At 65.2% G+C, this 25,283-nt stretch carries 21 protein-coding genes; 14 read left to right on the plus strand and 7 right to left on the minus strand.

Going from position 1 to position 25,283, the window contains the following annotated elements; genetic code table 11:
- Positions 1 to 284 precede the first annotated feature (284 nt).
- The 3 genes from IB257_RS09690 to IB257_RS09700 are packed head-to-tail and all read left to right on the plus strand — an operon-like array spanning position 285 to position 6,015.
- A complete protein-coding gene (locus tag IB257_RS09690; RefSeq protein ID WP_280528335.1) occupies positions 285 to 1,349 on the plus strand; it encodes an efflux RND transporter periplasmic adaptor subunit in 1,065 nt (354 codons plus the stop codon).
- Positions 1,346 to 4,522, plus strand: coding sequence for an efflux RND transporter permease subunit (locus tag IB257_RS09695; protein WP_125471752.1), 3,177 nt, complete (start codon positions 1,346 to 1,348; stop codon positions 4,520 to 4,522). The genes IB257_RS09690 and IB257_RS09695 overlap by 4 nt, the downstream gene beginning before the upstream one ends.
- Positions 4,523 to 4,542: 20 nt before the next feature.
- The gene (locus tag IB257_RS09700; RefSeq protein ID WP_192492230.1) at positions 4,543 to 6,015 is read left to right on the plus strand and encodes an efflux transporter outer membrane subunit; all 1,473 of its coding nucleotides are present in this window, start codon (positions 4,543 to 4,545) and stop codon (positions 6,013 to 6,015) included.
- A gap of 111 nt (positions 6,016 to 6,126) precedes the next feature.
- Here the strand turns inward: IB257_RS09700 and IB257_RS09705 are convergent, their stop codons facing one another.
- Positions 6,127 to 6,630 carry a ClbS/DfsB family four-helix bundle protein gene (locus IB257_RS09705; RefSeq protein WP_166738351.1) on the minus strand — a complete coding sequence of 168 codons (504 nt, stop codon included), beginning with the start codon at positions 6,628 to 6,630 and terminating at the stop codon, positions 6,127 to 6,129.
- Positions 6,631 to 6,908: 278 nt separating this feature from the next.
- Here IB257_RS09705 and IB257_RS09710 point away from each other — a divergent pair, with 278 nt between their 5' ends.
- On the plus strand, positions 6,909 to 8,738 hold the full coding sequence (locus IB257_RS09710; RefSeq protein WP_054455100.1) for a hybrid sensor histidine kinase/response regulator: 1,830 nt from the start codon (positions 6,909 to 6,911) through the stop codon (positions 8,736 to 8,738).
- Complete coding sequence (locus tag IB257_RS09715; protein ID WP_054455098.1) at positions 8,735 to 9,361, plus strand: response regulator transcription factor; 627 nt, start codon at positions 8,735 to 8,737, stop codon at positions 9,359 to 9,361. Before IB257_RS09710 ends, IB257_RS09715 begins: the two co-directional genes overlap by 4 nt.
- Before the next feature lie 147 nt (positions 9,362 to 9,508).
- Here the strand turns inward: IB257_RS09715 and IB257_RS09720 are convergent, their stop codons facing one another.
- Positions 9,509 to 10,267: a S9 family peptidase gene (locus IB257_RS09720; RefSeq protein WP_054455097.1), complete on the minus strand. Its 759-nt coding sequence runs from the start codon at positions 10,265 to 10,267 to the stop codon at positions 9,509 to 9,511.
- Positions 10,254 to 11,387: a DUF3182 family protein gene (locus IB257_RS09725; RefSeq protein WP_054455094.1), complete on the minus strand. Its 1,134-nt coding sequence runs from the start codon at positions 11,385 to 11,387 to the stop codon at positions 10,254 to 10,256. Before IB257_RS09725 ends, IB257_RS09720 begins: the two co-directional genes overlap by 14 nt.
- A 195-nt stretch (positions 11,388 to 11,582) precedes the next feature.
- Between IB257_RS09725 and IB257_RS09730 the strand changes: the two genes are divergently transcribed.
- From IB257_RS09730 to IB257_RS09750, 5 genes are all read left to right on the plus strand, one after another.
- Positions 11,583 to 12,506, plus strand: coding sequence for a Ku protein (locus IB257_RS09730; protein ID WP_054455092.1), 924 nt, complete (start codon positions 11,583 to 11,585; stop codon positions 12,504 to 12,506).
- Between the two features lie 2 nt (positions 12,507 to 12,508).
- Positions 12,509 to 15,034 carry a DNA ligase D gene (gene ligD, locus IB257_RS09735; RefSeq protein WP_192492231.1) on the plus strand — a complete coding sequence of 842 codons (2,526 nt, stop codon included), beginning with the start codon at positions 12,509 to 12,511 and terminating at the stop codon, positions 15,032 to 15,034.
- A gap of 135 nt (positions 15,035 to 15,169) precedes the next feature.
- Positions 15,170 to 15,649: a carboxymuconolactone decarboxylase family protein gene (locus IB257_RS09740; RefSeq protein WP_119452206.1), complete on the plus strand. Its 480-nt coding sequence runs from the start codon at positions 15,170 to 15,172 to the stop codon at positions 15,647 to 15,649.
- 9 nt (positions 15,650 to 15,658) lie between these two features.
- A complete protein-coding gene (locus IB257_RS09745; RefSeq protein WP_192492232.1) occupies positions 15,659 to 16,414 on the plus strand; it encodes an SDR family oxidoreductase in 756 nt (251 codons plus the stop codon).
- Positions 16,415 to 16,434: 20 nt separating this feature from the next.
- Positions 16,435 to 16,929, plus strand: a complete 495-nt coding sequence (locus tag IB257_RS09750; protein ID WP_054455086.1) for an Ohr family peroxiredoxin — start codon at positions 16,435 to 16,437, stop codon at positions 16,927 to 16,929.
- 3 nt (positions 16,930 to 16,932) lie between these two features.
- Here IB257_RS09750 and IB257_RS09755 read toward each other — a convergent pair whose 3' ends face one another.
- From IB257_RS09755 to IB257_RS09770, 4 genes are all read right to left on the minus strand, one after another.
- The gene (locus IB257_RS09755) at positions 16,933 to 17,937 is read right to left on the minus strand and encodes a LysR family transcriptional regulator (protein WP_054455083.1); all 1,005 of its coding nucleotides are present in this window, start codon (positions 17,935 to 17,937) and stop codon (positions 16,933 to 16,935) included.
- A 140-nt stretch (positions 17,938 to 18,077) separates the two neighbouring features.
- Positions 18,078 to 18,512, minus strand: coding sequence for a cupin domain-containing protein (locus IB257_RS09760; protein ID WP_054455081.1), 435 nt, complete (start codon positions 18,510 to 18,512; stop codon positions 18,078 to 18,080).
- Between the two features lie 118 nt (positions 18,513 to 18,630).
- The gene (locus tag IB257_RS09765; protein WP_054455078.1) at positions 18,631 to 19,509 is read right to left on the minus strand and encodes an RNA polymerase sigma-70 factor; all 879 of its coding nucleotides are present in this window, start codon (positions 19,507 to 19,509) and stop codon (positions 18,631 to 18,633) included.
- 135 nt (positions 19,510 to 19,644) lie between these two features.
- The gene (locus tag IB257_RS09770; protein WP_175180430.1) at positions 19,645 to 20,646 is read right to left on the minus strand and encodes a bestrophin family protein; all 1,002 of its coding nucleotides are present in this window, start codon (positions 20,644 to 20,646) and stop codon (positions 19,645 to 19,647) included.
- A gap of 438 nt (positions 20,647 to 21,084) precedes the next feature.
- Here IB257_RS09770 and IB257_RS09775 point away from each other — a divergent pair, with 438 nt between their 5' ends.
- The 4 genes from IB257_RS09775 to IB257_RS09790 all read left to right on the plus strand — a co-directional run bounded on the left by IB257_RS09775 (position 21,085) and on the right by IB257_RS09790 (position 25,265).
- Positions 21,085 to 21,918 carry an alpha/beta fold hydrolase gene (locus tag IB257_RS09775; RefSeq protein ID WP_217481772.1) on the plus strand — a complete coding sequence of 278 codons (834 nt, stop codon included), beginning with the start codon at positions 21,085 to 21,087 and terminating at the stop codon, positions 21,916 to 21,918.
- A 27-nt stretch (positions 21,919 to 21,945) separates the two neighbouring features.
- A complete protein-coding gene (locus IB257_RS09780) occupies positions 21,946 to 22,845 on the plus strand; it encodes an MBL fold metallo-hydrolase (protein ID WP_054455072.1) in 900 nt (299 codons plus the stop codon).
- A gap of 69 nt (positions 22,846 to 22,914) precedes the next feature.
- Positions 22,915 to 23,664: an SDR family NAD(P)-dependent oxidoreductase gene (locus tag IB257_RS09785; protein ID WP_054455070.1), complete on the plus strand. Its 750-nt coding sequence runs from the start codon at positions 22,915 to 22,917 to the stop codon at positions 23,662 to 23,664.
- A 680-nt stretch (positions 23,665 to 24,344) separates the two neighbouring features.
- Positions 24,345 to 25,265 carry a LysR family transcriptional regulator gene (locus IB257_RS09790; protein WP_192353761.1) on the plus strand — a complete coding sequence of 307 codons (921 nt, stop codon included), beginning with the start codon at positions 24,345 to 24,347 and terminating at the stop codon, positions 25,263 to 25,265.
- Positions 25,266 to 25,283: the final 18 nt, after the last annotated feature.

Below are 25,283 nucleotides of genomic sequence, written 5' to 3' on the forward strand. Positions count from 1 at the left end.
GGCGGTCCCAATCTATTGCTTCCAACAGTTGCAAGGTCAATAGCCCGCCGCATCCGCCAGCGCATGCTTGACCTTCCTGTCGTTGGAATCCCTAGCCTTGCCGAATTTCTGCAGAGCGCTTCGGAAGGGCCGAAGCCCTGCCGTACAGAAGGGGCATGTCGATGCGTCGAAAATTCAGAATCGTTGTCGTGGCTGGAGCCATCGCGGCGGCCGGAACCATTGCGTGGGCGGCCGGTGATGCGTCCGGAGATGAAAGCAAGCCGCCGCCTTCCGCGGGCGCGCCGATGGCGCCTCAGGTTCCGGTCGCCGAAGTGATCCAGCGTGTCATCGCGCCATCGACCGACTTCACCGGATATCTGGCGGCTCCGGAATCCGTCGAATTACGCTCGCGGGTCAGCGGCGCGGTAGATGCCGTCAGCGTTCCCGAGGGCAGCCTGGTGCGCAAAGGACAGCAGCTGTTCCAGATCGATCCGCGGCCATTCCAGGTGGCGCTCGACACGGCCGCGGCGCAGTTGCGCCAGGCCGAGGCGCTGGCCAGCCAGGCCCAGGCTGACTTCGACCGCGCCCAGCGGCTGGTGGCGACCGGCGCGGTGTCGCGCAAGACCTATGACGACGCCGTGTCCGCGCGCAACGCCCGCCAGGCGGAGATCCTGGTGGCCAAGGCAGCCGTGGCGGCGGCGCGGCTCGATCTGTCCTACGCGCGCATCACGGCCCCGATATCAGGTCGCGTCGACCGGATCATGGTGACCGAAGGCAATCTGGTCAACGGCGGGGCGGGGGGCGCGGCCAACCTGCTGACCACGATCGTTTCGATCGACCCGGTGCACGTGTACTTCGACATAGACGAAGCGACCTACCTCAACGCCGTGAGGCTGGCCCGGCCAGACTCCCAGGGCGGAAAGGCGTCGCTGCCGGTCGCCGTGGCGCTCGCGACGGACCAGGGCTTTCCCCACAAGGGCACGCTGGATTTCGTGGGCAACCAGATCGACCGCGGCACAGGCACCATCCGCGCCCGCGCCGTCGTGCCGAATCCCGATGGCCTGTTGGCCCCGGGGCTGTTCGCGCGTGCCAGGCTGACGACCGGCGCCGAGCGCGCAGCCATTCTGGTCGATGATCTGGCGGTGGGTACGGACCAGGGGAAAAACTACGTCCTGGTCGTGGGTGCCGACAATCAGGCCCAGTACCGCGCGGTGCAGCTGGGCCAGATGGTGGATGGGCTGCGCATGATCAGTTCCGGCTTGCAGGCTGGTGAGAGGATCATCATCAAGGGGCTGGTACGCCCCGGCATGAGCGTCACGCCGCGTATGGTGCCCATGCAGCAGGTAGCCGCTGCGGAGGCCCGCCCATGAAGTTCCCTCATTTCTTCATTGCGCGGCCAATCTTCGCCATCGTCCTGTCGTTGCTGATGCTGTTGGCGGGCGGCATTGCGTTCTGGCAGTTGCCGCTGAGCGAGTATCCCGCCGTCACCCCGCCCACGGTACAGGTGACGGCAAGCTATCCCGGCGCCAATCCGGAAGTGATCGCCGATACCGTGGCGGCCCCGCTGGAACAGGTGATCAACGGCGTGGAAGGCATGCTGTACATGAGTTCCCAGATGGCCGTCGACGGCCAGATGGTGCTCACCATTGCCTTCAAGCAGGGAACGGACCCGGACATGGCGCAGATCCAGGTGCAGAACCGGGTCTCGCGCGCCTTGCCGCGCTTGCCGCAGGAAGTGCAGCGCATCGGGGTGGTCACGCAGAAGACCTCACCCGACGTGTTGATGGTGGTGCACCTGGTTTCGCCGGAAAAACGCTACGACTCGCTCTATCTATCGAACTTCGCCATCCGGCAGGTGCGCGACGAACTCGCGCGCCTGCCCGGCGTGGGCGACGTGCTGGTCTGGGGCGCCGGCGAGTACTCGATGCGCGTCTGGCTAGACCCCACCAGCGTCGCCGCGCGCGGCCTGACCGCCAGCGACGTGGTTGCGGCCCTGCGGGAGCAGAACGTGCAGGTCGCCGCGGGGTCGGTGGGCCAGCAGCCGGATACCACGGCGGCCTACCAGGTGACGGTCAACACGCTGGGGCGTCTGACCAGCGCGGAGCAGTTCGGCGACATCGTGGTGAAGACGGGCGCGGATGGCCAGGTTACCCGGCTGCGCGACGTTGCCCGCGTTTCGCTGGGGGCGGATGCCTACACCTTGCGCAGCCTGATCGATGGCGAATCGGCGCCCGCTCTGCAGATCATCCAGAGTCCCGGCGCCAACGCCATCGACGTCTCCAATGCGGTGCGCGGCAAGATGCAGGAGCTGCAGCAGAGCTTCCCGCAGGATGTGGAATACCGGATCGCCTACGACCCCACCGTGTTCGTGCGCGCCTCGCTGCAATCGGTGGCGGTCACGCTGCTGGAGGCCATCCTTCTCGTCGTCATCGTGGTGGTGCTGTTCCTGCAGACCTGGCGCGCGTCCATCATTCCCCTGGTGGCCGTGCCCGTGTCGCTGGTGGGGACCTTTGCGCTGATGCACATGTTCGGCTTTTCGCTCAACACGCTGTCGCTGTTCGGCCTGGTCCTGTCGATCGGCATCGTGGTGGACGACGCCATCGTGGTGGTCGAAAACGTGGAGCGGCACATGGCCCTGGGCGAATCCCCAAGGCAGGCCGCGATCAAGGCCATGGACGAGGTGACGGGGCCGATTATTGCGATCACCTCGGTGCTGGCGGCAGTCTTCATTCCGTCGGCCTTCCTGTCCGGGCTGCAGGGCGAGTTCTATCGCCAGTTCGCGCTGACCATCGCAATTTCGACCATACTCTCCGCCATCAACTCGCTCACCCTGTCGCCCGCGCTTGCGGCCATCCTGCTCAAGCCGCATCACGACGCGGCCAAGGCCGACTGGCTTACGCGCATCATGGGCCGGGCGCTGGGCGGCTTCTTCCGGCGCTTCAATGTCTTCTTCGACAGCGCCTCGAATGCCTACGTCGGAACGGTGCGCCGGGCGGTGCGCGGCAGTGCCATCGTGCTGCTGCTGTACGCCGGCTTCGTCGGCCTGACCTGGCTGGGCTTTCACCAGGTGCCGAACGGATTCGTGCCGGCCCAGGACAAGTACTTCCTGGTGGGTATCGCACAGTTGCCCAGCGGCGCTTCGCTCGACAGGACGGAGGCGGCGGTGAAGCAGATGTCCGAGATCGCGCTGGCCGAACCGGGCGTGGAGAGCGTGGTTGCCTTCCCCGGGCTTTCGGTCAACGGTCCGGTGAACGTGCCGAACTCGGCGCTGATGTTCGCCATGCTCAAACCCTTCGATGAACGCCAGGATCCTTCGCTTTCCGCCAACGCCATCGCCGGAAAGCTGATGGGCAAGTTCAGTCAGATTCCGGACGGGTTCCTCGGTATCTTCCCGCCGCCTCCCGTGCCGGGCCTGGGGGCCATGGGCGGCTTCAAGCTGCAGATCGAGGACCGCGCCGGATTGGGGTTCGAAGCGCTGGCCCAGGCGCAGGGGCAGATCATGGCGAAGGCCATGCAGGCTCCCGAACTGGCGAACATGCTGGCCAGCTTCCAGACCAACGCGCCGCAGTTGCAGGTGGACATCGACCGCGTCAAGGCCAAGTCCCTGGGGGTATCGCTGACGGACGTGTTCGAGACTCTGCAAATCAATCTGGGATCGCTCTACGTCAATGACTTCAACCGCTTCGGGCGCACCTACCGGGTCATGGCGCAGGCCGACGCGCCGTTCCGCATGCAGGCCGACGACATCGGGATGCTCAAGGTGCGTAACGACAGTGGCGAAATGATTCCCCTGAGCGCCTTTGTGACGCTGACGCGCGGGTCCGGGCCGGACAGGGTCATCCGCTACAACGGCTTTCCGTCGGCGGATATCAGCGGCGGTCCCGCGCCGGGATATTCCTCGGGGCAGGCGACGGACGCGATAGAACGCATCGTCCGCGAGACCTTGCCCGAAGGCATGGTCTACGAGTGGACGGACCTCGTCTACCAGGAGAAGCAGGCTGGGAATTCGGCGTTGTACATCTTCCCATTGGCGGTGCTGTTGGCCTTCCTCATTCTTGCTGCCCAGTACAACAGCTGGTCGTTGCCGTTCGCCGTGCTGCTCATCGCGCCCATGGCATTGCTTTCGGCGATAGGCGGGGTCTGGCTGTCCAACGGCGATAACAACATCTTCACGCAGATCGGCTTTGTGGTGCTGGTCGGCTTGGCCGCCAAGAATGCCATCCTGATCGTGGAATTCGCCCGCACCAAGGAGGACGAAGGCGCCGATCCGCTGGCGGCAGTGCTGGAGGCTGCCCGGTTGCGCCTGCGCCCCATCCTGATGACCTCGTTCGCTTTCATCGCCGGCGTGGTGCCGTTGGTGCTGGCTACAGGCGCCGGGGCGGAGATGCGCCATGCCATGGGTATCGCAGTGTTTGCGGGAATGGTTGGCGTGACCCTGTTCGGCCTGTTGCTCACGCCCGTGTTCTACGTCGTGGTGCGCAAATTGGCGCTGCGACGGGAAGCCCGCCGGGCCGCGACCCGCTCGGCCAAGCAACACGCATGATGGCCAGGAGGAATAACGACATGAAGCATCTTTACACCCGCTCCCGGCGCTGCCTGAAGCTCGCGCCGCTGACGCTTGCGGCCGCGTTGGCCGGCTGCTCCCTGGCGCCGAAGTACGAACGCCCCGCTGCGCCTGTCGACGCGACCTATTCTTCGGATGCCGAGGATGCGCGGCACAAGCCCGATGCGATGGCCGCGGCCGACATAGGATGGCGCGAATTTTTCCGGGATCCGCTCTTGCAGCAATTGATAGAAATCTCGCTGCACAACAATCGGGACATGCGCCGCGCCGCGCTCAACGTCGAAGCGGCGCAGGCGTTGTACCGAATCCAGCGCGCCGCGATGCTGCCGAACCTGAGCGTCTCGGCCAGTGGCGCATCCGAGCGCATTCCGGGCGACCTTGGCGCCACGCAGGACGGCCAGGTCTCGAAGCGCTATGACGTGGCCGGCGTGACGAGCGCCTGGGAACTGGACCTTTGGGGCCGTATCCGCAGCCTCAGCGATCAGGCCCTGGCCACATATCTGGCACTGGAGGAGAACCGGATCGCCACGCAGCTGAGCCTGGTTGCCGAAGTGGCCAATGCCTACCTCACGCTGCGCGCCGACCAGGAGCTGTTGCGGCTGACGGAAGACACGCTGGCCACGCAAAAGCGTTCGTATGATCTGACGGCCGATCTGGCTGCGGCCGGCAACTCGACGCAGCTCGACCTGCGTCTGGCCGAGATTGCGTTGCGTAATGCGGAGGCCAACCGGTCCGCCTACACGCGACAAGTAGCCAGGGACCGCAACGCGCTGGTGCTGCTCCTGGGACAGCCGCTGACGCCCGAGTTGTCCAGCCAGCTGGACGCGGCAACGACGCTGCCAGACGGTATCGTTCCATCGGATTTGCCGACCGGACTACCCTCCGAGTTGTTGGTCCGACGGCCCGACATACGCGCGGCGGAGCAGATGCTGCGCGGCGCCAATGCCAATATCGGCGCGGCGCGCGCCGCTTTCCTGCCGGCGATCAGCCTGACGGGCTCGGCGGGAACCGCCAGCGCCTCTCTGGACGGCTTGTTCGACTCCGGGTCGCGGGCCTGGGCGTTCCTGCCGCACATCACGCTGCCCATTTTTCGGGGAGGCGCCTTGTTGGCCAACCTGGACGTGGCGCATGTAAAGAAGCGGGTGGAAATCGCCAACTACGAGCAGGCCATTCAGGTGGCATTCCGCGAGGTGGCCGATGGCTTGGCGGGCAAGCGCACGCTTGACGACCAAATCCGTTCGGAGCAGTTGGCGGTGACGGCAAGCCGCAGCGCTTATGAGCTGGCGGAACTGCGGTTTCAGGAGGGCGTGGACGACTATCTCACCTTGCTTGAGGCCTATCGCTCGCTATACGGCGCGCAACAGATCCTGGTGCGCACGCGCCTGACGCGCCTGAACAACCTGATCGACCTCTACAAGGCGTTGGGTGGAGGTTGGTCCGAGCATTCGGCGCGCATGCCCGCCGGGGCATAGGGTCCGCCAAATGTCGCCAGGCCCTGGAGGACATAGCCAGTCCCCGGGCTTGGGCCGCCGCGTCAAAGCGGCGGCCCAAGCCTTGTCCGCGGCGACCGGGCAGCGATGCTGCTACACGGCCTGCTTCCAGGCGCGCAATTTCGACAGCCCATTGGCATAAGCCATGCAAGTCAGAATCTGAAGTTGGCCGCCCAAGGTTCCAGTTCCTGCGCCCGAGGGCGCGAAGAGGGCGGCGTCCGTGTGCCGCGCTACGCTGCTGACCACGCGTTCCTGCCCCAGACGGGTCAGTTCATGCAGCCTGTGCAGGCTGCTGCCGTTGAAGTCGCGTCGGAAGCCGTGGGTCAGGCGGCAGAATCTGTCCAGCATCGCTTCCCTGCTGTAGAAGGGGGAGCCGGCATCCCCTGCCCCCGCGGCGGCGAACTGCAGGATCATCGTGTTCCAGAGAATGAGGTCGACCAACACGGTGGCGGCATCGATAGGCATGCGATGAGCATGTCCCACCTCGGCCGTCCTTCGGTAGAGGCTCGCGCGTATGGTGGCCGCCTCGACGCGGAATTGCCTGTGCCGGTCGCGGAGGTTACACAGCAGCTCTTGCCTGGATGCGGGTAGTTTCATCGGATCTTTCCACCAAGTCGTCGCGGATCGGGCCGTCGGATTGAGTCTGACGGGTTGGCGCGCCTCGGGCGTGGTGCCGGCCGCAGGAAAGCGGGCAGGGAGCGCATACGCCCGGGGCCAAGGCGGAAATCCTGGGGTTTTCCACCGTTGGAATGTCAATGCCGAACGAAAATCGCGCAGCGCCTGCGGAAATCCGCACGATGGGTCTAAAATCCGCACACGTTTCGATCCGCCCCTGCGCAAGCGGCAGGTCCCTCGCACGTAACATCCCCACGCCATTGCAGCCAACCATCGGTCAGACTTCCGCTTCCACGCCGCCAAGTTCGTCCTATGCCGCCCGCATCCATCAGGTGCAGGTCGACGCATTGCGCCGAAGCTTTCCGTTCGCCCTGGCCGGGTCGCTGATCAGCGCCTGTTTTTCCGCATTCGCCTTGGTCGGCGTGCTGCCCCACCACGAGATCCTGCTGTGGCTGGGCGCCACGTTGGCCGTGGGTGTGCTGCGCTGGGCCGCCGTGGTGGCGTACGACCGCCATCGCGCCGATCCGTCAGCGGCGCAGCGCTGGGTGCGCCGCATGCTGGCGGGGAATCTGTGCTCCGGCATCCTGTGGGGACTGCCCCTGGCCTACTGGACGTTTTTCGTCCCGCTGGAGTATCAGCTGTTCTTCATCGTCATCCTGTTCGGACTGGGTACGGGCGCCATCTATTCGAACTACATGATGCTGCCGGTGATGTACGCGTTCGAAGTGCCGGCTTTCGCGCCGATGTTCATCGCGCTGGCGGCGCAGCCTTCCGCCATCCATCTGGCGCTGGTGACGGGCGGCCTGGCATATCTGGTCGCGACCCTGGCGTTCATCCATCGCATGAACCGCACCCACCTGGACGCGTTGCGGCTGGGTTATGAAAACCTGGCGCTGCTGGAACAGGTGCGCCAGGAGAAGATAGCGGCCGAACGCAGCGATCTGGAGAAGTCCCGCTTTCTTGCTGCGGCCAGCCACGACCTGCGCCAGCCCGTGCATGCGGTGAACTTGTTCCTGGGCTTGCTGGCGAACGAACCCCTGTCCCGGCACGGGCGCTATCTGGTCGACAACATCACCAGCGCGCTGTCGGCGATGGGCCATCTGTTCGACGCGCTGTTGAATCTGTCGCGGCTGGACGCCGGCGTCATCGAACCTCGTTTCGAGACGTTCAGGATGCAGCCGCTGCTGGACCAGCTCAAGGCCGAATACGCGCCGCAGGCCAGCGAGAAGGGGATACGGCTGCGGGTGCGCGCGTGCGCGGCCAGCGTGCGTTCGGATCCCGTGCTGCTGGAGCGCATGCTGCGCAATCTGATCAGCAATGCCATCGTGCACTCCGACGGCGGCCGCGTCCTGGTGGGCTGCCGCAGGCGCGGAAGCCGATTGCGCATCGAGGTCTGGGACAACGGCCCGGGGATTCCCAAGGCCGAGCAGGAGCGCGTCTTCTGGGAGTTCCATCAACTGGCCAATCCCGAGCGCGACCGCAGCAAGGGCCTGGGCTTGGGCCTGGCCATCGTGCGCCGCACCGCCAGGCTGCTGGCCCACGAACTGGCGCTGCGCTCGGAAGAAGGCCGCAGCACGGTGTTCGCGGTCACGGCGCCGCTGTCGGATCCGGCCGCGGCAGGCCTTTCGATCACGGATGCCAATGTGGGACTGCCCCGGGCGCCTGCAAGTGAAGACAGCCTGCGCGGCAAGCTGGCGCTGCTGGTGGACGACGACGCGCAGAACCTGGCGGGCCTGTCGATGCTGTTCGAAAGCTGGGGCTGCCGCGTCATCGCCGCGACCAGCGGCAATGCGCTGTTCGAGCGCGTGCTGCCGCTGGCCGAAACGCCGGCCCTGATCGTCACGGATTACCGGCTGCGCGAACACGAGACCGGCATTCACGTAATCGAAAGGCTGCGCGAGGAATACAACGATCCCGATCTGCCTGCCTTGCTGGTCAGCGGCGATACCGATCCGGCGCGCCTGACCGAGGCTGCCGCGCGCGGCGTGCCGCTCTTGCACAAGCCCGTGCAAGTCCAGGCTTTGCGCGAGCACGTGACGGGCCTGCTGCATGCCAGGGAAGCAGCGCCCCTTCCCGGAGATGCCGAATGACGGCAGTGTTATTGGTCGACGACCACGCCATGTTCCGCGAAGCGCTGGTGATGGCGTTGGGCCAGGGCGTGGCCGGCCTGGAGATCCATCCCGCGGCCAGCGGCCAGGAAGCGCTGGAGATACTGGATCGGCATACGGCGATCCAGCACGTCATCATGGATTTCTACCTGCCCGACATGGCTGGCGCCGACTTGCTCAAACGCTTGCGTCAGCGCCGGTCGAAGTTGCGCATCCTGGTGCTGTCGGCCTCGCAAGATCCCGAGGACATGCGCCGCGCGCTGGAGGCCGGCGCGCAGGGCTTCCTGAACAAGTCCGCCAGCTGCCAGGAGCTGGCCGCCGCGCTGGAAGCGGTCAACGAGGCGGCGCCGCCGCAGCGCCGCGCGCTGTCCGCAGGCGACCAGGACGAAGCAGCCTTGCTGCGCGCGCTGACGCCTCGCCAGGTCGAGGTGCTATGCCTGATGTGCGACGGACTGCGCAACAAGGAAATCTCGGAACGGCTGAACATGACCGAGAAGACCGTCAAGACGCATGTGTCGGCCATTCTGGGCACCCTGGGCGTGCTCAATCGTACGCAGGCGACGCTAGTGGCGCGGCGCGGCGGCGTGTTCGGGAAGCCGGCATAGGCGGCAGCCCGCTGTCGCTGGCCACCTTGCCGGCTACCAGCGAGATCTCGCGCCCGGCCGTCGCAATCGTGTCGGGGCGATGCGCCACGATCACGCGCGCGGTGCGTGCGCATCGGTCTTTGGCCGGCAGGGAGATTGCGCTTGCGCTCAGAAGCTCGCCCGGCCCTCGCCCATGCGCGCGCCCGTCACCATCTCCGTCACCCAGTTGACCAGGATCGAGGTATACGCGCGTTGCGCCGGCTTTTCCGTCAGCGCGTGATCGGCGCCGTCGATGATGCGGTGGGTCAATGAGTGCGAACGGCGGAAGGCCGATCGGTAGCTCATGATGGTGGAGTGCGGGATATAGATGTCGTGCTCCGCTTCCACCAGCAGCACGTCGCCGGAGAATTCCGTGCAAGCCTTCAGCGCGCGGTTTTCTTCCGGCGGCACGTAGGCGCTGCGGTAGGCGCGCAGCGTGTCGCGGTTGAGCTGGTTCTTGGGCACCAGCCATTCGTCGTCGCGATACAAGGCGGGGACATGCAACGCAAGCCAGCGCACCCGGCGCAGCGTGCAGAGCAGGGCGGCCAGATAGCCGCCGTAGCTGCTGCCCACTACGGCGATGGAACCGGAGTCCAGCGCGGGGTGGAGCGACAGCCTGTCGTAGGCCGCCACCACGTCGCGCAGATTGTCCTCGCGGGTCACCTGTAGTTGCTGGGCCCGGGTGCCCGCATGACCGCGCAGGTCGAAGGTCAGGCAGACACATCCCAGCGCGGCGATCCCCTTGGCCCGGGACAGGTCAAATTCCTGGCTGCCGCCCCAGCCGTGGATAAACAGCACGCCAGGGACCTTGTCCTGGGGAGTGAGAAAGGTCGCCTCGAGCGACACGTCGTCGACTTCCAGAGCGGTAGGGGTGCTATGCGCCGCCATCTTGCGCCTCCAGGATGCCTCCCGATTTGCTGATCTGGCCGATGGCGCTGTCGACCCCGTGGAACACCAGCCGTTGCGCGATTGGCACGGGTTCGCCGGCGCCGTAGCGTTCGCGGGTCTCGGCGCGCACTTCCATCAGCGCCGGTGACAGCGCGAAGGCCTGCATGGCGGCCAGTTCGGCCAGACTGGCGCCGCCAGCGCGCCAGGATTGCTCCAGCACGCCGGCGCGCGCGCCGCCGTCCGCCGCGCGCCCGATCGCCACGTCGTAGTTGCGCCGCGATGCGATCAATTGCGGATAGGCGGCCCAGGCCGCCGTGTCATAACGGCACGCCAGCTCGATGGCGCGTCGCTCATCCGCGCGAAGATCCAGCGCGCGCAGGGCGTCAAAACCGCCGCGCGCCACGCGCAGCTCGGACCCGCCGTACACCTGGCAGCCCTGATTGTCGTCGGTCAGCGATTGGGTGCCCACATAGGCGATCTCCATCTGGCCCACTTTCGACCAGCCCACGCTATACGTTTCGATTTCTTCCAGGTCTTCTTCCAGCACCAGACCCAGGCGCTGCATCAAGCGCGGGGATTGCTCGGCCAGGGCAGCCCGCAGCGCATCCAGGCTCCTGACCACGACCTGTCCGCGACCCGCCGTGGCGTCCGCGGGCTTCACGCGTACCGTGCCGCGTGCGAGCAAGCGTCGTCCTGCGGCTAGGGCGTCTTCGGGGCAAAAGGCGGTATAGCCTTCCAGCACGGCGTCGCCCAGCATGTCCGCCAGTGCCATGGACCAGCTGGCAGGGCGGGAGGCCTGCGGCCCCACCAGTCCGTGGCTGATGGATTTGGTGGCCACGAACGCATGCGGCGCCACGCCGCCGTAAAGGTCTGTCTCGCTGACGATGCCCAGCACGGCGGCGCGCCTGGCGCCTATGATGGTGCGATCAGGCACATAATAGGGAACCACCCCGCCGCCGTGGCGGCTGGGTCGGTAATCGGGCACGTAGCGTCTGCCCAGCAACGCGGCCAGTCGGGCGGCTTGGGCATCGAGTGATGCCACCTCGTGTTCGGAGGCCCGCGCGCGCCGGGGAAAAGCCGCCACGATGCCTTCCGAGCGGGAATCGGGTAGGGATGTCATGGCAGGCAACTCAGCAAGCGGCGTGCCTGTGCAGGAATCGCGGTCCGGGGAGCCGGCGGCGGCGCAGTCAGGCGCGGGCCGGGCGTCGGGCATGGAAGTTGCTGCTCTGCGTTTTCCGCCGTGGCGATGGCTGCCGTTGTTGTGGCATCCGAAGCCGCGGCGAGAGCGCGTGCACATCACCTAGGAGAAATTCTCATGGCCACGCGAACCATCTGGAAGGGCGCGATCACCTTCGGCCTGGTCCACATCCCCGTGGGCTTGCATACCGCCACGACGGAATCGGGCGTGGATTTCGATTGGCTGGACCGCCGGTCGATGGACCCCGTCGGCTACAAGCGCATCAACAAGCGCACGGGCAAGGAGATCGAATCCAAGGACATCGTCAAAGGGGTCGAATATGAGGACGGCCAGTACGTCATCATCTCCCCCGAGGAGATCGCGGAGGCCTATCCGCGCACGACGCAAACCATCGAAATCCAGCAATTTGTCGAATCGGCCGAAGTCTCGTTCGTCTACCTGGAGCGGCCGTATTACATCGCCCCGATCAACAAGGGGCAGAAGGTGTACGCGCTGCTGCGCGACACGCTGGTGAAAAGCGGCAAGATAGGCATCGCCAAGGTCGTGATCCAGACCAAGCAGCATCTGGCGGCATTGATTCCCATGGGAGACGCGCTGGTTCTGAATCTGATGCGTTGGGGCGACGAGGTGAAGTCCGTTGAGGGACTGGATCTGCCCAAGGCAGGCGCCAAGAGCATGTCGCCCAGCGCGTCCGAATTGAAGATGGCCAAGATGCTGGTGGACGAAATGTCGGCAGAGTGGGATCCGGCCGAGTACCAGGACGAATTCAAGGCGGCCATCATGGGGCTGGTGGAACAGAAGGCCCAGGCGGGCAAGACCGAAACCGTAATCGCGCCGCAGGAGGAAGCGCCTGCGTATGCGGATAACGTGATCGATCTGACCGACCTGTTGCAGCGCAGCTTGCGCGGCGGCGCGTCCAAGGGGCGCGCCAAGGCCGAGGCCAAGCCCGCCAAGAAAGCCGCGCCGCGTAGTTCCGCTGTGAAAAAGGCGCCCGCGAAGAAGGCCGCCAAGAGCGCCAGGCAGGCGAAAAAGGCGGCCTGAAAATGGCGGACAGCCTGAAGAAATACCGCGAGAAGCGCAATTTCGCCGTCACGCCGGAACCGGCGGAAGGCGGTGAATCAGGCGGCGCAGACCTGGTGTTCGTCATACAAAAGCACTGGGCCAGCCGCCTGCACTATGACTTCCGCCTGGAGCTCGATGGCGCGATGAAAAGCTGGGCGGTGCCGAAAGGGCCGTCGTTCGATCCCTCCGTCAAGCGCATGGCGGTGCAGGTCGAAGACCATCCCATCGCGTACAACCAGTTCGAAGGCACCATCCCCGAGGGGCAGTACGGGGCCGGCAAGGTGATCATCTGGGACGAGGGGCGCTGGACGCCTATAGGCGATCCGCGCAAGGGATACAAGACAGGCCATCTGAAGTTCACGCTCGACGGCGTGAAGCTGCGCGGGCGCTGGGCGCTGATCCGCATGAAGGGCAAAGAGAGCGATCGCCAGCCGTCCTGGCTGCTGATCAAGGAAAACGACGAGTACGCGCGGCCAGACCGGGATTTCAGCGTCGTGGATGAGATGCCGGACAGCGTGGTGCCGCTGCGCACGAAGAAGAAGGCGGCTGCGCGCAGCAAACCGCAAGCCCGCGCCGTGAATGCAACAGAATCCGCCGCGGCCTTGCCGGGCAAGGCCGCTCCCTTGCCCGCGTCGCTCAAGCCTCAGCTGGCCACCCTGGTCGACGGCGTGCCGCGGGGCGCGGACGACTGGTCCTATGAAATGAAGTTCGACGGCTACCGGATCCTGGCCAGGCTGGATGGCGGCAGCGCGAAGCTGTACACGCGCAACGGCCACGATTGGACAGCCAGGATTCCGCGGCTGGCCCAGGAGCTGGCGGCACTGGAGATCGCCAATGCCTGGATCGACGGCGAGATCGTGGTGCTGACGCGCGAAGGCGTGCCCAGCTTCCAGGCCTTGCAGAACGCCTTCGATGCCGCGAGCACGGCGGATATCGTCTTCTACGCCTTCGACCTGCCCTACGTCGCGGGACGCGACCTGCGCGACGAGCCTCTCAGGCTGCGGCGGGACCTGCTGCGGCAGGTCATCGCCAGGTGCAAGGGCCAGCACGTGAAGTTCAGCGAGGCCTTCGATAAGCCGCCGGCAGACCTGGTCGCTTCGGCCTGCAAGCTGGGCCTGGAGGGGATCATCGGCAAGCGTCTGTCCGCGCCCTATGTGTCGCGCCGCACGGACGACTGGATCAAGCTCAAGTGCACCAAGCGCCAGGAATTCGTCATCGTGGGCTACACCGAGCCCAAGGGCAGCCGCCAGGGCTTTGGCGCGCTGCTGCTGGCGGTGCACGAGCCGGATGGCGGGCTGCGCTACGCCGGCAATGTGGGCACGGGTTTCGACGACAGGACGCTGCTGGACCTGCATCGCAAGCTGGCCGGCATTGAACAAGAAACCAGCGCGTTGACCCAGGGCAAGCCGCGCGCCCTCAAGCAGGTCCACTGGGTCCATCCTACGCTGGTGGGAGAGGTTTCGTTCGGCGAATGGACTGGCGACGGCCATGTGCGCCATTCGACCTTCCGCGGGCTGCGGACCGACAAACCCCCCAAGAAGATCACGCGCGAGGTTGCCATGCCGGCTGAAAAGATATCCACCCGCGAACGCCCCGCCAAGGCCTTGAAAGAGGGCGCGGCAACGCCGCCGAAGGGAATGAAACTGTCCAATCCCGACCGCGTCATAGATCCCTCTTCGGGAGCGACCAAGCTCGATCTGGCGCGCTATTACGGGTTGGTGGCGCCACTGATGATGCCGCACCTGCGCGGCCGCCCGGTTTCCTTCGTCAGGGCGCCCGCGGGGATCCAGGGTCAGCACTTCTTCCAGCGGCACTCGGAATCCCCCATCGCGGGGGTGCTGGCGCTGCCTGAACGCCTGTACCCAGAACATCCGCCGCTCATGGAAATCTCGAACGAAGCAGCGATACTCGCTGCCGCCCAGCTGAACGTGGTGGAGTTCCATACCTGGAATGCGATCAAGACCTCGATCGCCAAGCCGGACCGGATGCTGTTCGACCTGGACCCTGGAGAAGGGGTGGATTGGCCTGCCGTGCAGCAGGGCGCGGAGCTGGTGCGCGTGCTGCTTCAGGAGCTAGGCCTGCGCGGCTGGCTGAAGACCAGCGGCGGCAAGGGCCTGCATGTGGTCGTGCCGATCCGCAAGCAATACGGCTGGGACGCCGTGAAGGACTTTTCCGAAGCCATGGTGCGCCATCTGGCGCAAACGCTGCCGAAGCTGTTCGTCGCCAAAAGCGGGCCCAAGAACCGCGTGGGCAAGATATTCGCCGATTACCTGCGCAACGGCTTCGGCGCCACGACCGTGGCGGCCTGGTCGGCCCGCGCCCGGCCCGGCCTGGGCGTGTCCGTACCGGTCCGCTGGGACGAACTGGACGGGCTGAAAGGCTCGGCGCAATGGACCATCGCCAACATCCACACCCGCCTGGATGCGGGCAACGAGCCTTGGGACGATTACGCGCCCCAGGCCATCGGCCGGGCCATGAAACAACTCGGGATCGAACCGAAATCCTGAACCTGAACATGGCCGTCAGCGCGCGCTGACGATTGTTGCCGCCGCGGCAACATCATGGTCCCCTCCGCGGGCCTACTGCCGTTTTGCCGGCAGACCTACGATTTGGGCGTCGTTCAACCCATCGAGGAAGTCACCATGAGTCAACGTCTGAATGCCTTTGCGCAATCGCCCGAACTGTTCAAGAAATTCGTCGAGTTCGGCATGCTCCTGAAGTCCGGCGCGATCGAGCAATCGATCCTGCGCCTGGTCGAAATCCGCGCTTCGCAGATCAACGGCTGCGGCTTCTGCCTGGACATGCATGTGAAGGATGCCAAGATCCACGGCGAAGGCGAACTGCGCCTGCATCACGTGGCGATCTGGCGCGAATCGACCGAGTTTTCGCCGCGTGAACGCGCCTGCCTGGCCTGGACCGAAGCGCTGACCACGCTGGGCGCGCAGGGCGTGCCCGACGAGATCTATGAACGCGTCCGCACGCAACTGTCCGAAAAGGAAATCTCGGACCTCAGCTTCGCCGTCATGGCGATCAATGGCTGGAACCGCCTGAACGTGGGCTTCCGCACCGTGCCGGGTTCTGCCGACAAGGCATATGGCCTGGATAAGGCCAAGTTCAACTAAGGGACTACCATGAAAATCCTGGTTATCGGCGGCACGGGCCTGATCGGCTCCAAACTCGTCAAACTGCTGACTGAGCGCGGCCATGAGGCGATTGCCGCATCGCCCGCCACGGGCGTCAACACCATGACTGGCGAGGGCCTGGACGCCGCGCTCGCCGGCGTCGACACGGTGGTCGACGTCGCCAACTCGCCGTCGTTCGAAGACCGCGCCGTGCTGGAGTTCTTCCAGGCCTCGGGGCGCAACCTGTTGGCGGCGGAGGCCCGCGCCGGCGTGCGCCACCACGTCGCGCTGTCGGTGGTCGGCACGCAGCGCCTGGCCGAAAGCGGCTACTTCCGCGGCAAGATCGCGCAGGAAGCGCTGATCGTGGCTGCTGGAATCCCGTACACCATCGTGCATAGCACCCAGTTCTTCGAATTCCTGGGCGGTATCGTGCAGTCGGGGACCGAAGGGGCGGAAGTGCGGCTGTCGCCCGCCTACGTCCAGCCCATTGCGTCGGACGACGTCGCCCTGGCCATGGCCGACGCCACGCTGGCGCCGCCGGTGAACGGCATCGTCGAAATCGCCGGCCCCGAGCGGGTACGCCTGGCCGAGCTGGTGCAGCGCTACATGGCCAAGATCGGTGACGCGCGCCCCGTGCGGGCGGACACCGGCGCGCGCTATTTCGGCGCGCTGCTCGATGACGACACGCTGGTTCCGGGAGCCGGCCCGCGCCTGGGCCAGATCGGCTTCGAAACCTGGTTCAGCCGTTCGGGCGCAAGAAAGTAGCGGCAGGCGCAAGGACCCTCATGAGCAAACTGCGGCCTCCTCCCCAGAGTCTCCTGGACAAGTACCGGGGGAAGGATTTCCATCCCCTGTACACCACCAGCGTGACGGTGCGCGGCGGGGAGGCCGCGCATGGACGCGCCTCCGGCATGGCCATTTCGGACGATGGCGAGCTGATCGTGGAACTGCGCCTGCCGGTGGAGCTGGGCGGCACGGGCGGGGGCACCAACCCCGAACAGCTATTCGCCGCCGGCTATGCGGCGTGCTTCCACGGCGCGCTCAGCATGCTGGCCGAACGCGCCGGCCTGGCCATCCCGGACGCTTCCGTGACGGCCACCATCTCGTTCGGCCGGGACCCCGTCGATGGCTTTTTCGCGCTGACGGCGGACGTCAATATCCACCTTCCGGGCGTGCCCACGCCCATCGCGGAAGAGCTGGTGCGCAATACGGAACGCCTGTGTCCTTACGCCAAGATGGCCCAGGGCGGGATCCAGAGCGTCGTGGCCCTGACCCAATAGCGCTCAGGCCTGTTTTGGCAGCAGGCTGTCGATGATCAGCAGGTCCTGCGCGCGGATGCTCTCGGTCATGAAATCGATGAAGACCCGCATGCGGGCGGGCAGGTGCTGGCGGCTGAGAAAGCACAGGTAGTGCCCGCGGTCGTCGGGCGAGTACTGCGGCATGCAGGCGACCAGCGTGCCTGCGCGCAGATGCTCGCAGACCTGGTACGCCGCCATCTGCGCGATGCCATGGCCGTCCAGCACGGCCTGCAGGACCAGGTCGGCATCGTTGAAGGTCAGCATGGCGGGCGGCGCGAACTTGCGCAGATGGCCGCCGACCTTGAATTCCCATTCGAATACGCGGCCGGACGCCAGCAGGAAGTTCACGCAGCTATGGCCGGACAGCTCGTCGACGCTTAGCGGCAGCCCGTGCCTGGCGGCATAGTCGGGCGAGGCGCACAGGATCATCTGCATGGGAATGACTTTCTTGGCGATCACCTGGCTGTCTTCCATGCGGCCATTGCGAAACGACACGTCGACGCGGTCCGTGGTGAAGTCGGTCGGGCCGTCATCCAGCAACAGCTCTACCGAGATGTTCGGATGCGCTTCGCGGAACGCCTTCAGCAGGGGCGCCACGACCTTGCGGCCGAAACCCACGGTGGAGCAGACGCGCACCAGGCCGGAAGGCGGGCCCTCGCGCAGGTCGCGCATGTTGTCCAGTGCCTGGATGATCCGTTCCACGCCGGGATGGCATTGCTCGTAGAAGCGCTGCCCCTCCGCGGTCAGCGAGGTGCTGCGCGTGGTGCGCACGAAGAGCCGCACGCCCAGCTGGTCTTCGAGTTTCTGCACGCTGCGGCTGACTGCCGAACGCCCTATGCCCAGCCGGTCGCCGGCCTTGGCGAAGTTGCCCTCGGCGGCGACCGCCAGGAAGGCCATGACGCCGGCATAGCTGGTGGCAAAGCTGTCGGCCAGGGAGTCCGGGCCGTTCGCGGGAGGGGTGACCGGGGAGGCTGGGATAGGGGTAGGCATGGTGGCAGCGCCGCAAGTTGGTTGATCCTACCTGCTAAGACGTTGCGCTGGACGGTTTTGTGACGCCTCCTTGAAAAAAATGGCCATCCCCGGGCGGGGAGACACCCGGGGATGGCCAGGAAGGGATAAATATCCGTCCCTTATTGAACGGGGATCAGGGCGGGAGCGCCCTTTTTCTTGATCAGCACGACCACGAACTTGGCCGGCTTGGTCTGGCTGGCGTTGCGGCCCACGGTGTGGATGTCGTCCGGCCCTTCGTAGAAGGTCTGGCCAGGGGTCAGCGTCACTTCCTTGCCGCCTTTGACCTGCATGACGATGCTGCCCTCCAGCACATAGACGAAGGCCGAGGCGTCATGGCGGTGCAAGGGGTCGGCGGCCCCGGGCGGGTAGTCGACGACGAGCATGACGGCATCCCGGCCGGGAATGTCGGGCAGGTCCTTGCTCATTACTTCCGTGACGATGGGATCGGCCGGCTTGCCGGCGGGCGCGCCGTGGTGCGATGCAGCATGGGCGGGCTGGCCCAGCAGCGCGCCGGCGGCGATGAAAGACAACGCGAGTTTGGTGAGTTTCGGCATGGCCTGTCCTGAGTGGAGTGGTGACAGGTCCATCGTAGAAGCGAGGGCGGCGCGGCGGTAGGTCCGCGCAAGGGACCACCATGTTGCCCGCGATGCACCAACGCCGGTGCGGGCGGTCTCAGCGTTGCGCCAGGGCGGCCGCGATGCGGGCCAGCTTGTCCGGATTGCGCTGCACCAGCACCCGGGTCAGGCGCTTGCCGTCCGTTTCGTAGGACTGCACCGATTCGAGATCGCCATCGATGAAGCGCAGCAAGGTCCACTGGCCGTTCACCTGGACCACCTCGGTGCGCAACGCGTCGCGGTAGCGGCGCTTGCCGGCGTAGAACAGCTGCGCCAGCCGCTTGCCGCCCACCAGGCTGGCAAAGGCGGTGACCTTGTCGCCGCCGTCGCCGATAAGTTCGGCATCGTCGCTCAGCAGCGCATGCAGGCCGTGGAAGTCGCTGCGGTCCATCGCATCGGCAAAGGTCAGCAGCAGCCGGTGCAGCGTCGCGCGCGGCACGGCCTCGCGCGGGGTGCCTTGGCGCAATTGCTGCTTGGCGCGCCGCACCAGCTGGCGGACCGCGGCCTGGGTCTTGTCCAGGGTCTGCGCGATGTCCTCGTAGTCGGCGTCGAACACTTCGCGCATCAGGAAGGCCGCGCGGGCGTCCGGCGACAGGCGCTCCAGCATGAACAGAAATGCCACTGACACATCGTCGGCCAGTTCATGGATCTGTTCGGGCGTGGAAGGCGCGGCCATCAGCATCGGTTCCGGCAGCCAGACGCCCACGTAGTTTTCCCGTTCCGTGCGGGCAGCGCGCAGGCGGTCGATCGCCAGACGGGTGGTGACGGTGACGAGCCAGGCCTCGGGGTTCTCCAGCGTGGAGCGGTCGGCGCCATGCCAGCGCAGCCACGCATCCTGCACCACGTCTTCCGCCTCGGCCACCGAGCCCAGCATGCGATAGGCGATCGCGTAGAGGCGCGGGCGATGGCGGTCGAACAGGGTCACGGAGCCGGTCATGGAATGGGCCAATGCCTAGCGGAAATGGGGGGGCGGGAGGGCAGGGTATTTTGCCGCAGCGGCCCGGGCAGGACAAGCTGCGCAAGCCTCTGCCAGCCAGTCGCGGGCGGAGGGGCGCGCCGCGTGCCGCGCGCGCTACAGCGCGATCACCGAGGCAGGCAGCGCGGGCAGGTTGGCGCTGCCTGCCATCTGCTTCAGATCCCTTTCGATCATGACGCTCAGGCGGCTGATGGGTACGTCGTTGGCGCTGCCCTCGAAGGGATTCTCCGTACTTTCGCCCACCTGCTCGAGCGAGGTGTAGATCCACGAGATGATCACGCTGAACGGCACCGCCAGCCACGCCATCTGGCCTTGCATGTAGCCGCCGATATCCTGGCCCAGCTGGGCGAATTGGCCCGTCAGTCCGAACGGCAGCGCCACGCAGAAAGAGCGCACGAACAAGGTGTTGATGATGGCGTACTGGCGTGGATACGGAAAATTCTTGATGCGCTCGGCCTGTCCCTGCAGATCCAGCAGTTCCCGGATGCGGCTGTTGAGCTCGGCGTATTCCGCCGCGGTGATGGCGCCTGCATCCAGCAGTCCGCGGACCGCCCGGCCTTGCATTGCCAGCATTTGCGCGGCCTTGTCATCGGTCTGCATCAAACCGGCAATGTCCTGTGCCGGCAGGTAGCGGGAAAGCGCGGACTCCAGGGGCTCGGCGCGTTCCGGGATCACGTACTGCCTGCGGTATTCGGCATTGGGACGGTTGCCGACGGTCTCCCATAGGCGGGCCTCGCGCAGCTGGTAGCGCAACGCCGTCAACCAGGCCAGATGCCGCTGCACCAAGGCCGTGCCGCGTTCGGCGTCGCCGACGTAGTTGCGGCTGATCACGCCCCAGTAGCGGCTGGCGCTGACAATGCTCATCCAGACCTTCTGCGCTTCGACCGTGCGCGCGTAGGTCTGCACGTTCTTGAAGCCGACGACAAAGGTGGTGGCGGTGCCCAGTAGCGAAACCACCGACAAGGGCAAGGTCAGCCATTTCAGGCCAGCCAGCTGATGGAGCAGCACTGGCGCGAAGCCCAGCGCCAGCAGGACGTAGATCTTCCTGCGGGTCCAGATGATGAACTCGCCCAGGCGATAGGATTTTCCCAGATGCATGATGTCGGCCCCCCGGTCGGCGCGCAGCGGCGCGTCTGGTGTGTATGGGTGCGCTCATCCTAAGAGCGTCGCGCGTGACGCGGTAGGGCCATGCAAGGACGCATGGTGTTGCCGGCGCGACACCAATCATCGTTTCTCCTTCCGAATAAGTGCGGCCCGCGTGACGTGGGCCTGTGTGGCGCGCGTCATGTCCATGCCGCGGCGCATTGGTGCCCGTCGCGCAACAGCGTGCTTCCCGCCGCGTGCCTACCGCGGACCAGACCGCATACCTACCATGCCCTCACTCACTTTGCCGAAACAGGAGTTCCCATGAACGACTCGCACAACCCGGCCCGCCGCAGTCTTCTTGCCGGCAGCGCCGTCCTGGCGACGGGGGCATTCGCCATCCGCGCCGAAGCAGCCGCGCAGAGCAACGCGCAATCCAACCGGAGCACGACCATGACCCGCAATACCTTCACCACCAACGACGGTACGCAGATCTACTTCAAGGATTGGGGCCAGGGCCCCGTGGTCACCTTTTCGCATGGCTGGCCGCTGAACGCGGATGCCTGGGACGGGCAGATGCACTACCTGGCGCGCAATGGCTTTCGCGTCATCGCGCATGATCGGCGCGGCCATGGCCGTTCTTCGCAGCCGTCTGCCGGCAACGACATGAACGGCTATGCCGATGACCTGGCGCAGTTGATCGAGGCGCTCGATCTGAAGAACATCACCATGGTTGGCCATTCCACCGGCGGCGGCGAAGTGGCGCGCTATATCGGCCGCCACGGCAGCAAGCGCGTGGCCCGCGCGGTGCTTATCGGCGCGGTGCCGCCGGTGATGTTGAAGTCCGCCGCCAATCCCGAAGGCCTGCCTGTCGAGGTCTTCGACGGCATCCGCGCGGGCGTGGCGGGAGACCGCTCACAGTTCTACAAGGAGCTGGCGGTTCCCTTCTACGGCGCCAACCGCCCCGATGCCAAGGTCTCGCAAGGCATGCTGGACCAGTTCTGGTTGTGGAGCATGCAAAGCGGCCAGAAGAACGCCTACGAATGCGTCAAGGCGTTTTCCGAGACCGACTTCACCGAGGACCTGAAGAAGATCGACGTCCCGACCCTGTTCATGCACGGCGAAGACGATCAGATCGTGCCGGTGCACGACTCGGCGAAGAAGGCCGCGCGCCTGGTCAAGAACGCCAGGGAAATCTATTACCCCGGCGCGCCGCATGGCCTGACCGCCACCATGCAGGACCGCATCAACGACGACCTGCTCGCCTTCATCCGCGCCACCGCCTGAACGGCGCACCTACCTGGAGTTACCGCCATGTTTGCCATTGAAAACACCGAATCCCTCGACCTGGTCCCGTCGCGCTACGCGCTGCAGATCGGCGACATCGACGCCCTGGTCGTGAGCGACGGCGTGCTGCCGCTGCCGACTTCGACCATGGCCACCAATGCCGATCCTGCCGATCTCGCTGCCTGGCTGGAACACATGTTCATGCCTCCGGACGCGTTCGACTGGCCGCTGAACGTGATGGTGGCGCGCAGCGGCGACCAGACCATCCTCATCGATGCGGGGCTGGGCGGGCAGTTCGCGGGCTTTCCGCGCGCCGGGATGTTCCCGCAGAGATTGGAGTCCGCCGGCATCGCGCTGGAATCCGTGACCGACGTGATCATCACGCACATGCACATGGACCACGTGGGCGGGCTGCTCGTGCCGGACGTCAAGGAGCGCTTGCGTCCCGACGTGCGCATCCACGTGTCCGCGACCGAAGTGGCGTTCTGGACCTCGCCGGATTTCTCGCACACCGTCATGCCCAAGCCTGTGCCTGCGGTATTGAAGTCGACGGCTACCAGCTTCTACAACGAGTACCGCGACCGGCTGCGCCTCTTCGACGATCGGCATGAGGTGGCGCCGGGCGTCATCGTGCGCATGACCGGCGGCCATACTCCCGGGCACAGCGTGGTCGACTTGGTCTCGGGCGGCGAAAGGCTGACGTTTGCTGGCGACGCCATGTTCCCGGTCGCGTTCGACCATCCCGAATGGCAAAACGGTTTCGAGCACGACCCCGAGGAATCGGCCCGCGTCCGCCTCGGTCTGTTCCAGGAGCTGGCGCAGAACCGCGGGCTGTTGGTCGCCGCCCATCTGCCGTTCCCGTCCCTGGGACGTGTGGCGGTCGACGGCGACGCGTTCCGCTGGGTGCCGGTCATCTGGGACTTTTAAGCGCGCCGATGCCGGCCGACGAGGCCTGTCGCGTCGGCCGGCGTCTTACCTGTACGAAGGAACATCATCATGAAAAAACTGTTGGGCAAGACTGCCGTCGTCACCGGCGGCAACAGCGGCATAGGCTATGCCGCGGCCGAGGCCTTCATTGCCGAAGGCGCGCGCGTGGCCATCCTCGGGCGCAGGAAAGATGCCGTCGACGCGGCGGTGGCGCAACTTGGAGCGTCCGCCTTCGGCATGGTTGGGGACGTTGCCGACCTGGCCACGCATGACCGCGTGGCGGCAGAAGTCCGTGAACGGTTCGGCGCCGTCGACATCTACATGGCCAACGCCGGCATGAATAACATCGAGCCTTCGACCGCGGTAAGCGTGGACAGCTATGACGTCCAGTTCGACACCAACACGCGCGCCGTGTTCTTCGGCGTCACCAAGGTCCTGCCGCTGGTGCGCGACGGTGGTTCCATCATCATCACTGGCTCCATCGCCAGCGCCAAAGTGCTGGAAAACCATGCGGTCTATGCCGGCTCCAAAGCCGCCATCGAGGCGTTTGCGCGCGCCTGGGCGCTGGAATTCAAGTCGCGCAAGATTCGTTTCAACGTATTGAGCCCCGGTCCTACGGATACGCCCATTCTGGAAAAGCTGGGCGTGGGCGCGGCGCATCGGCCCGCATTCGAACAGGGCATGGCCTCATTGATTCCGCTTGGGCGGCTGGCGCAATCTGCGGAATTGGCGCGCGCCGCATTGTTTCTCGCTTCGGACGACGGCGGGTTCATTACCGGGGTCAATCTGCGCGTCGACGGCGGCATCGCGCTGACTTAACTGGATCTTCACTGCCTGGCAGAACGCGGGCGGACGATGGCAGGCGCTGGATCGGAAACGTTTGATTGCCTCTGCGCGTGGCGGATTTCAAATTCAGGCAACGATTGTTTATTGCCGATTCTTCATGATTTGAACAACCGATCCTGTGCAGACGTTCCAGCGCCATACGCGGCTGTCTACCCGCAGGTACTGGATCTGACCAGGTATGCGCCCGTCTGGGCGACGGCAATGTGGATTAATTTTGTTGCAGTGAAATACGCGGAATATTTCGATTATCCAGCATCCTGATCCCGCGTCGATTGGCAAACTCTTACAAGGTTGAAGCACACAAAAAAACACGAAGTTCTGATAGGGTCCATTTATGTGGAAATCTCGGAAAATTCGTTAAAATCAATTGCTTGGGATTATGAGCGGGAGCCTTGTCTCCCGCTTTGTGTTCAGATCCGCAGGTCGCCACCCGCGTCTGCGGTCCACGAAAAAAATGGGTTGACCGGCCGTATTTTTTTCTGGAATCAGCGTTTGCTGGCTAATCCAGTCAGCATTTTGATGCATTGCAGCATCGCAACAACGAAGCCCAGCTCCCTGCAGATTCTGATTCTGATGGCCTATCCCATTCCTGGCGGATTGTCCTGATGCCGGCCGGGGGCTTGGGTTGCGTCTCAGGCTTAGGATATCCACGCATGAATCTCCGGTTTCTGGAAACGTTTGTCCGAGCCGCCAGGCTCAAGAAAATGACCTTGGCCGCGGAAGAACTGCACGCGTCCCAGGCGGCCATCTCTGCCCGCATCGCAGCCTTCGAGGAAGAACTGGGGGTGAGGGTCTTTGTGCGGGAGAAGGGCAAGCAACTGAGCTTGACGCCAGTCGGCGCTGAAATGCTTGGGCCCGCGGAAGAACTGCTGGCTCATGCGAGAGCCTTCACCAGCCGGTTCGCGACCACGGACGTACGGCTTACCCAGATCAGCATCGGCCTGAGCGGAACCGTCGCGGAAGCCATACTCGAGCCTATGGCCGCCGCCTTGAGCAGACAATGGCCGAACGTCACCGTGCACCTGCAATCGTTGACCAGTACGGATATACGACAGCAATTGCTTGGGGGGGCGCTCGACATCGGACTGTTGCTGGGCAGCATCGAAGAGCCGACGGTGGTCAACCGGCAATTGCTGGGGCTGGATTACGTCTGGGTCTGCAGCCCGAGCCTGATGCGCGGCGAGGTCGAGCCGTCGATGAATCAGTTGAAGCGGCTGCCTCTGCTGTCCTATCCGGTGGATTCGCTGCTGTACTCCTCGATTGCCAGCTATTTCTCATCTCCGCAGATGCAAGGCTTCAAGTTGATCGTCGTGAGGTCGCTGACGGTCATGCTGCGGCTGGCCGTTGCGGGTGCGGGCTACGCGGTACTGCCGCTCGAACTCATCCGCGGCGAACTCGATTCGGAAAAGCTGGTGCGGCTGCCATTTCCCAGGCCCTTTCCGAAGCAGACCTACTTCGCCGCCTATGTCGACCAGCCTGCGATTCCGTTGCGCGCAGCCATGGCCGACTGCATTTGCGAGGTAGCGCGGCTGGTCTCAGATGGCGTGGCGGACGAGACAACTTTTGCCGCCTGAGCGCAGCCGCGCTTCGGT

Origin of the sequence: Achromobacter sp. ACM03, from assembly GCF_014851665.1 — a bacterium.
GTDB classification, from domain to species: Bacteria; Pseudomonadota; Gammaproteobacteria; order Burkholderiales; family Burkholderiaceae_B; genus Achromobacter; species Achromobacter aegrifaciens.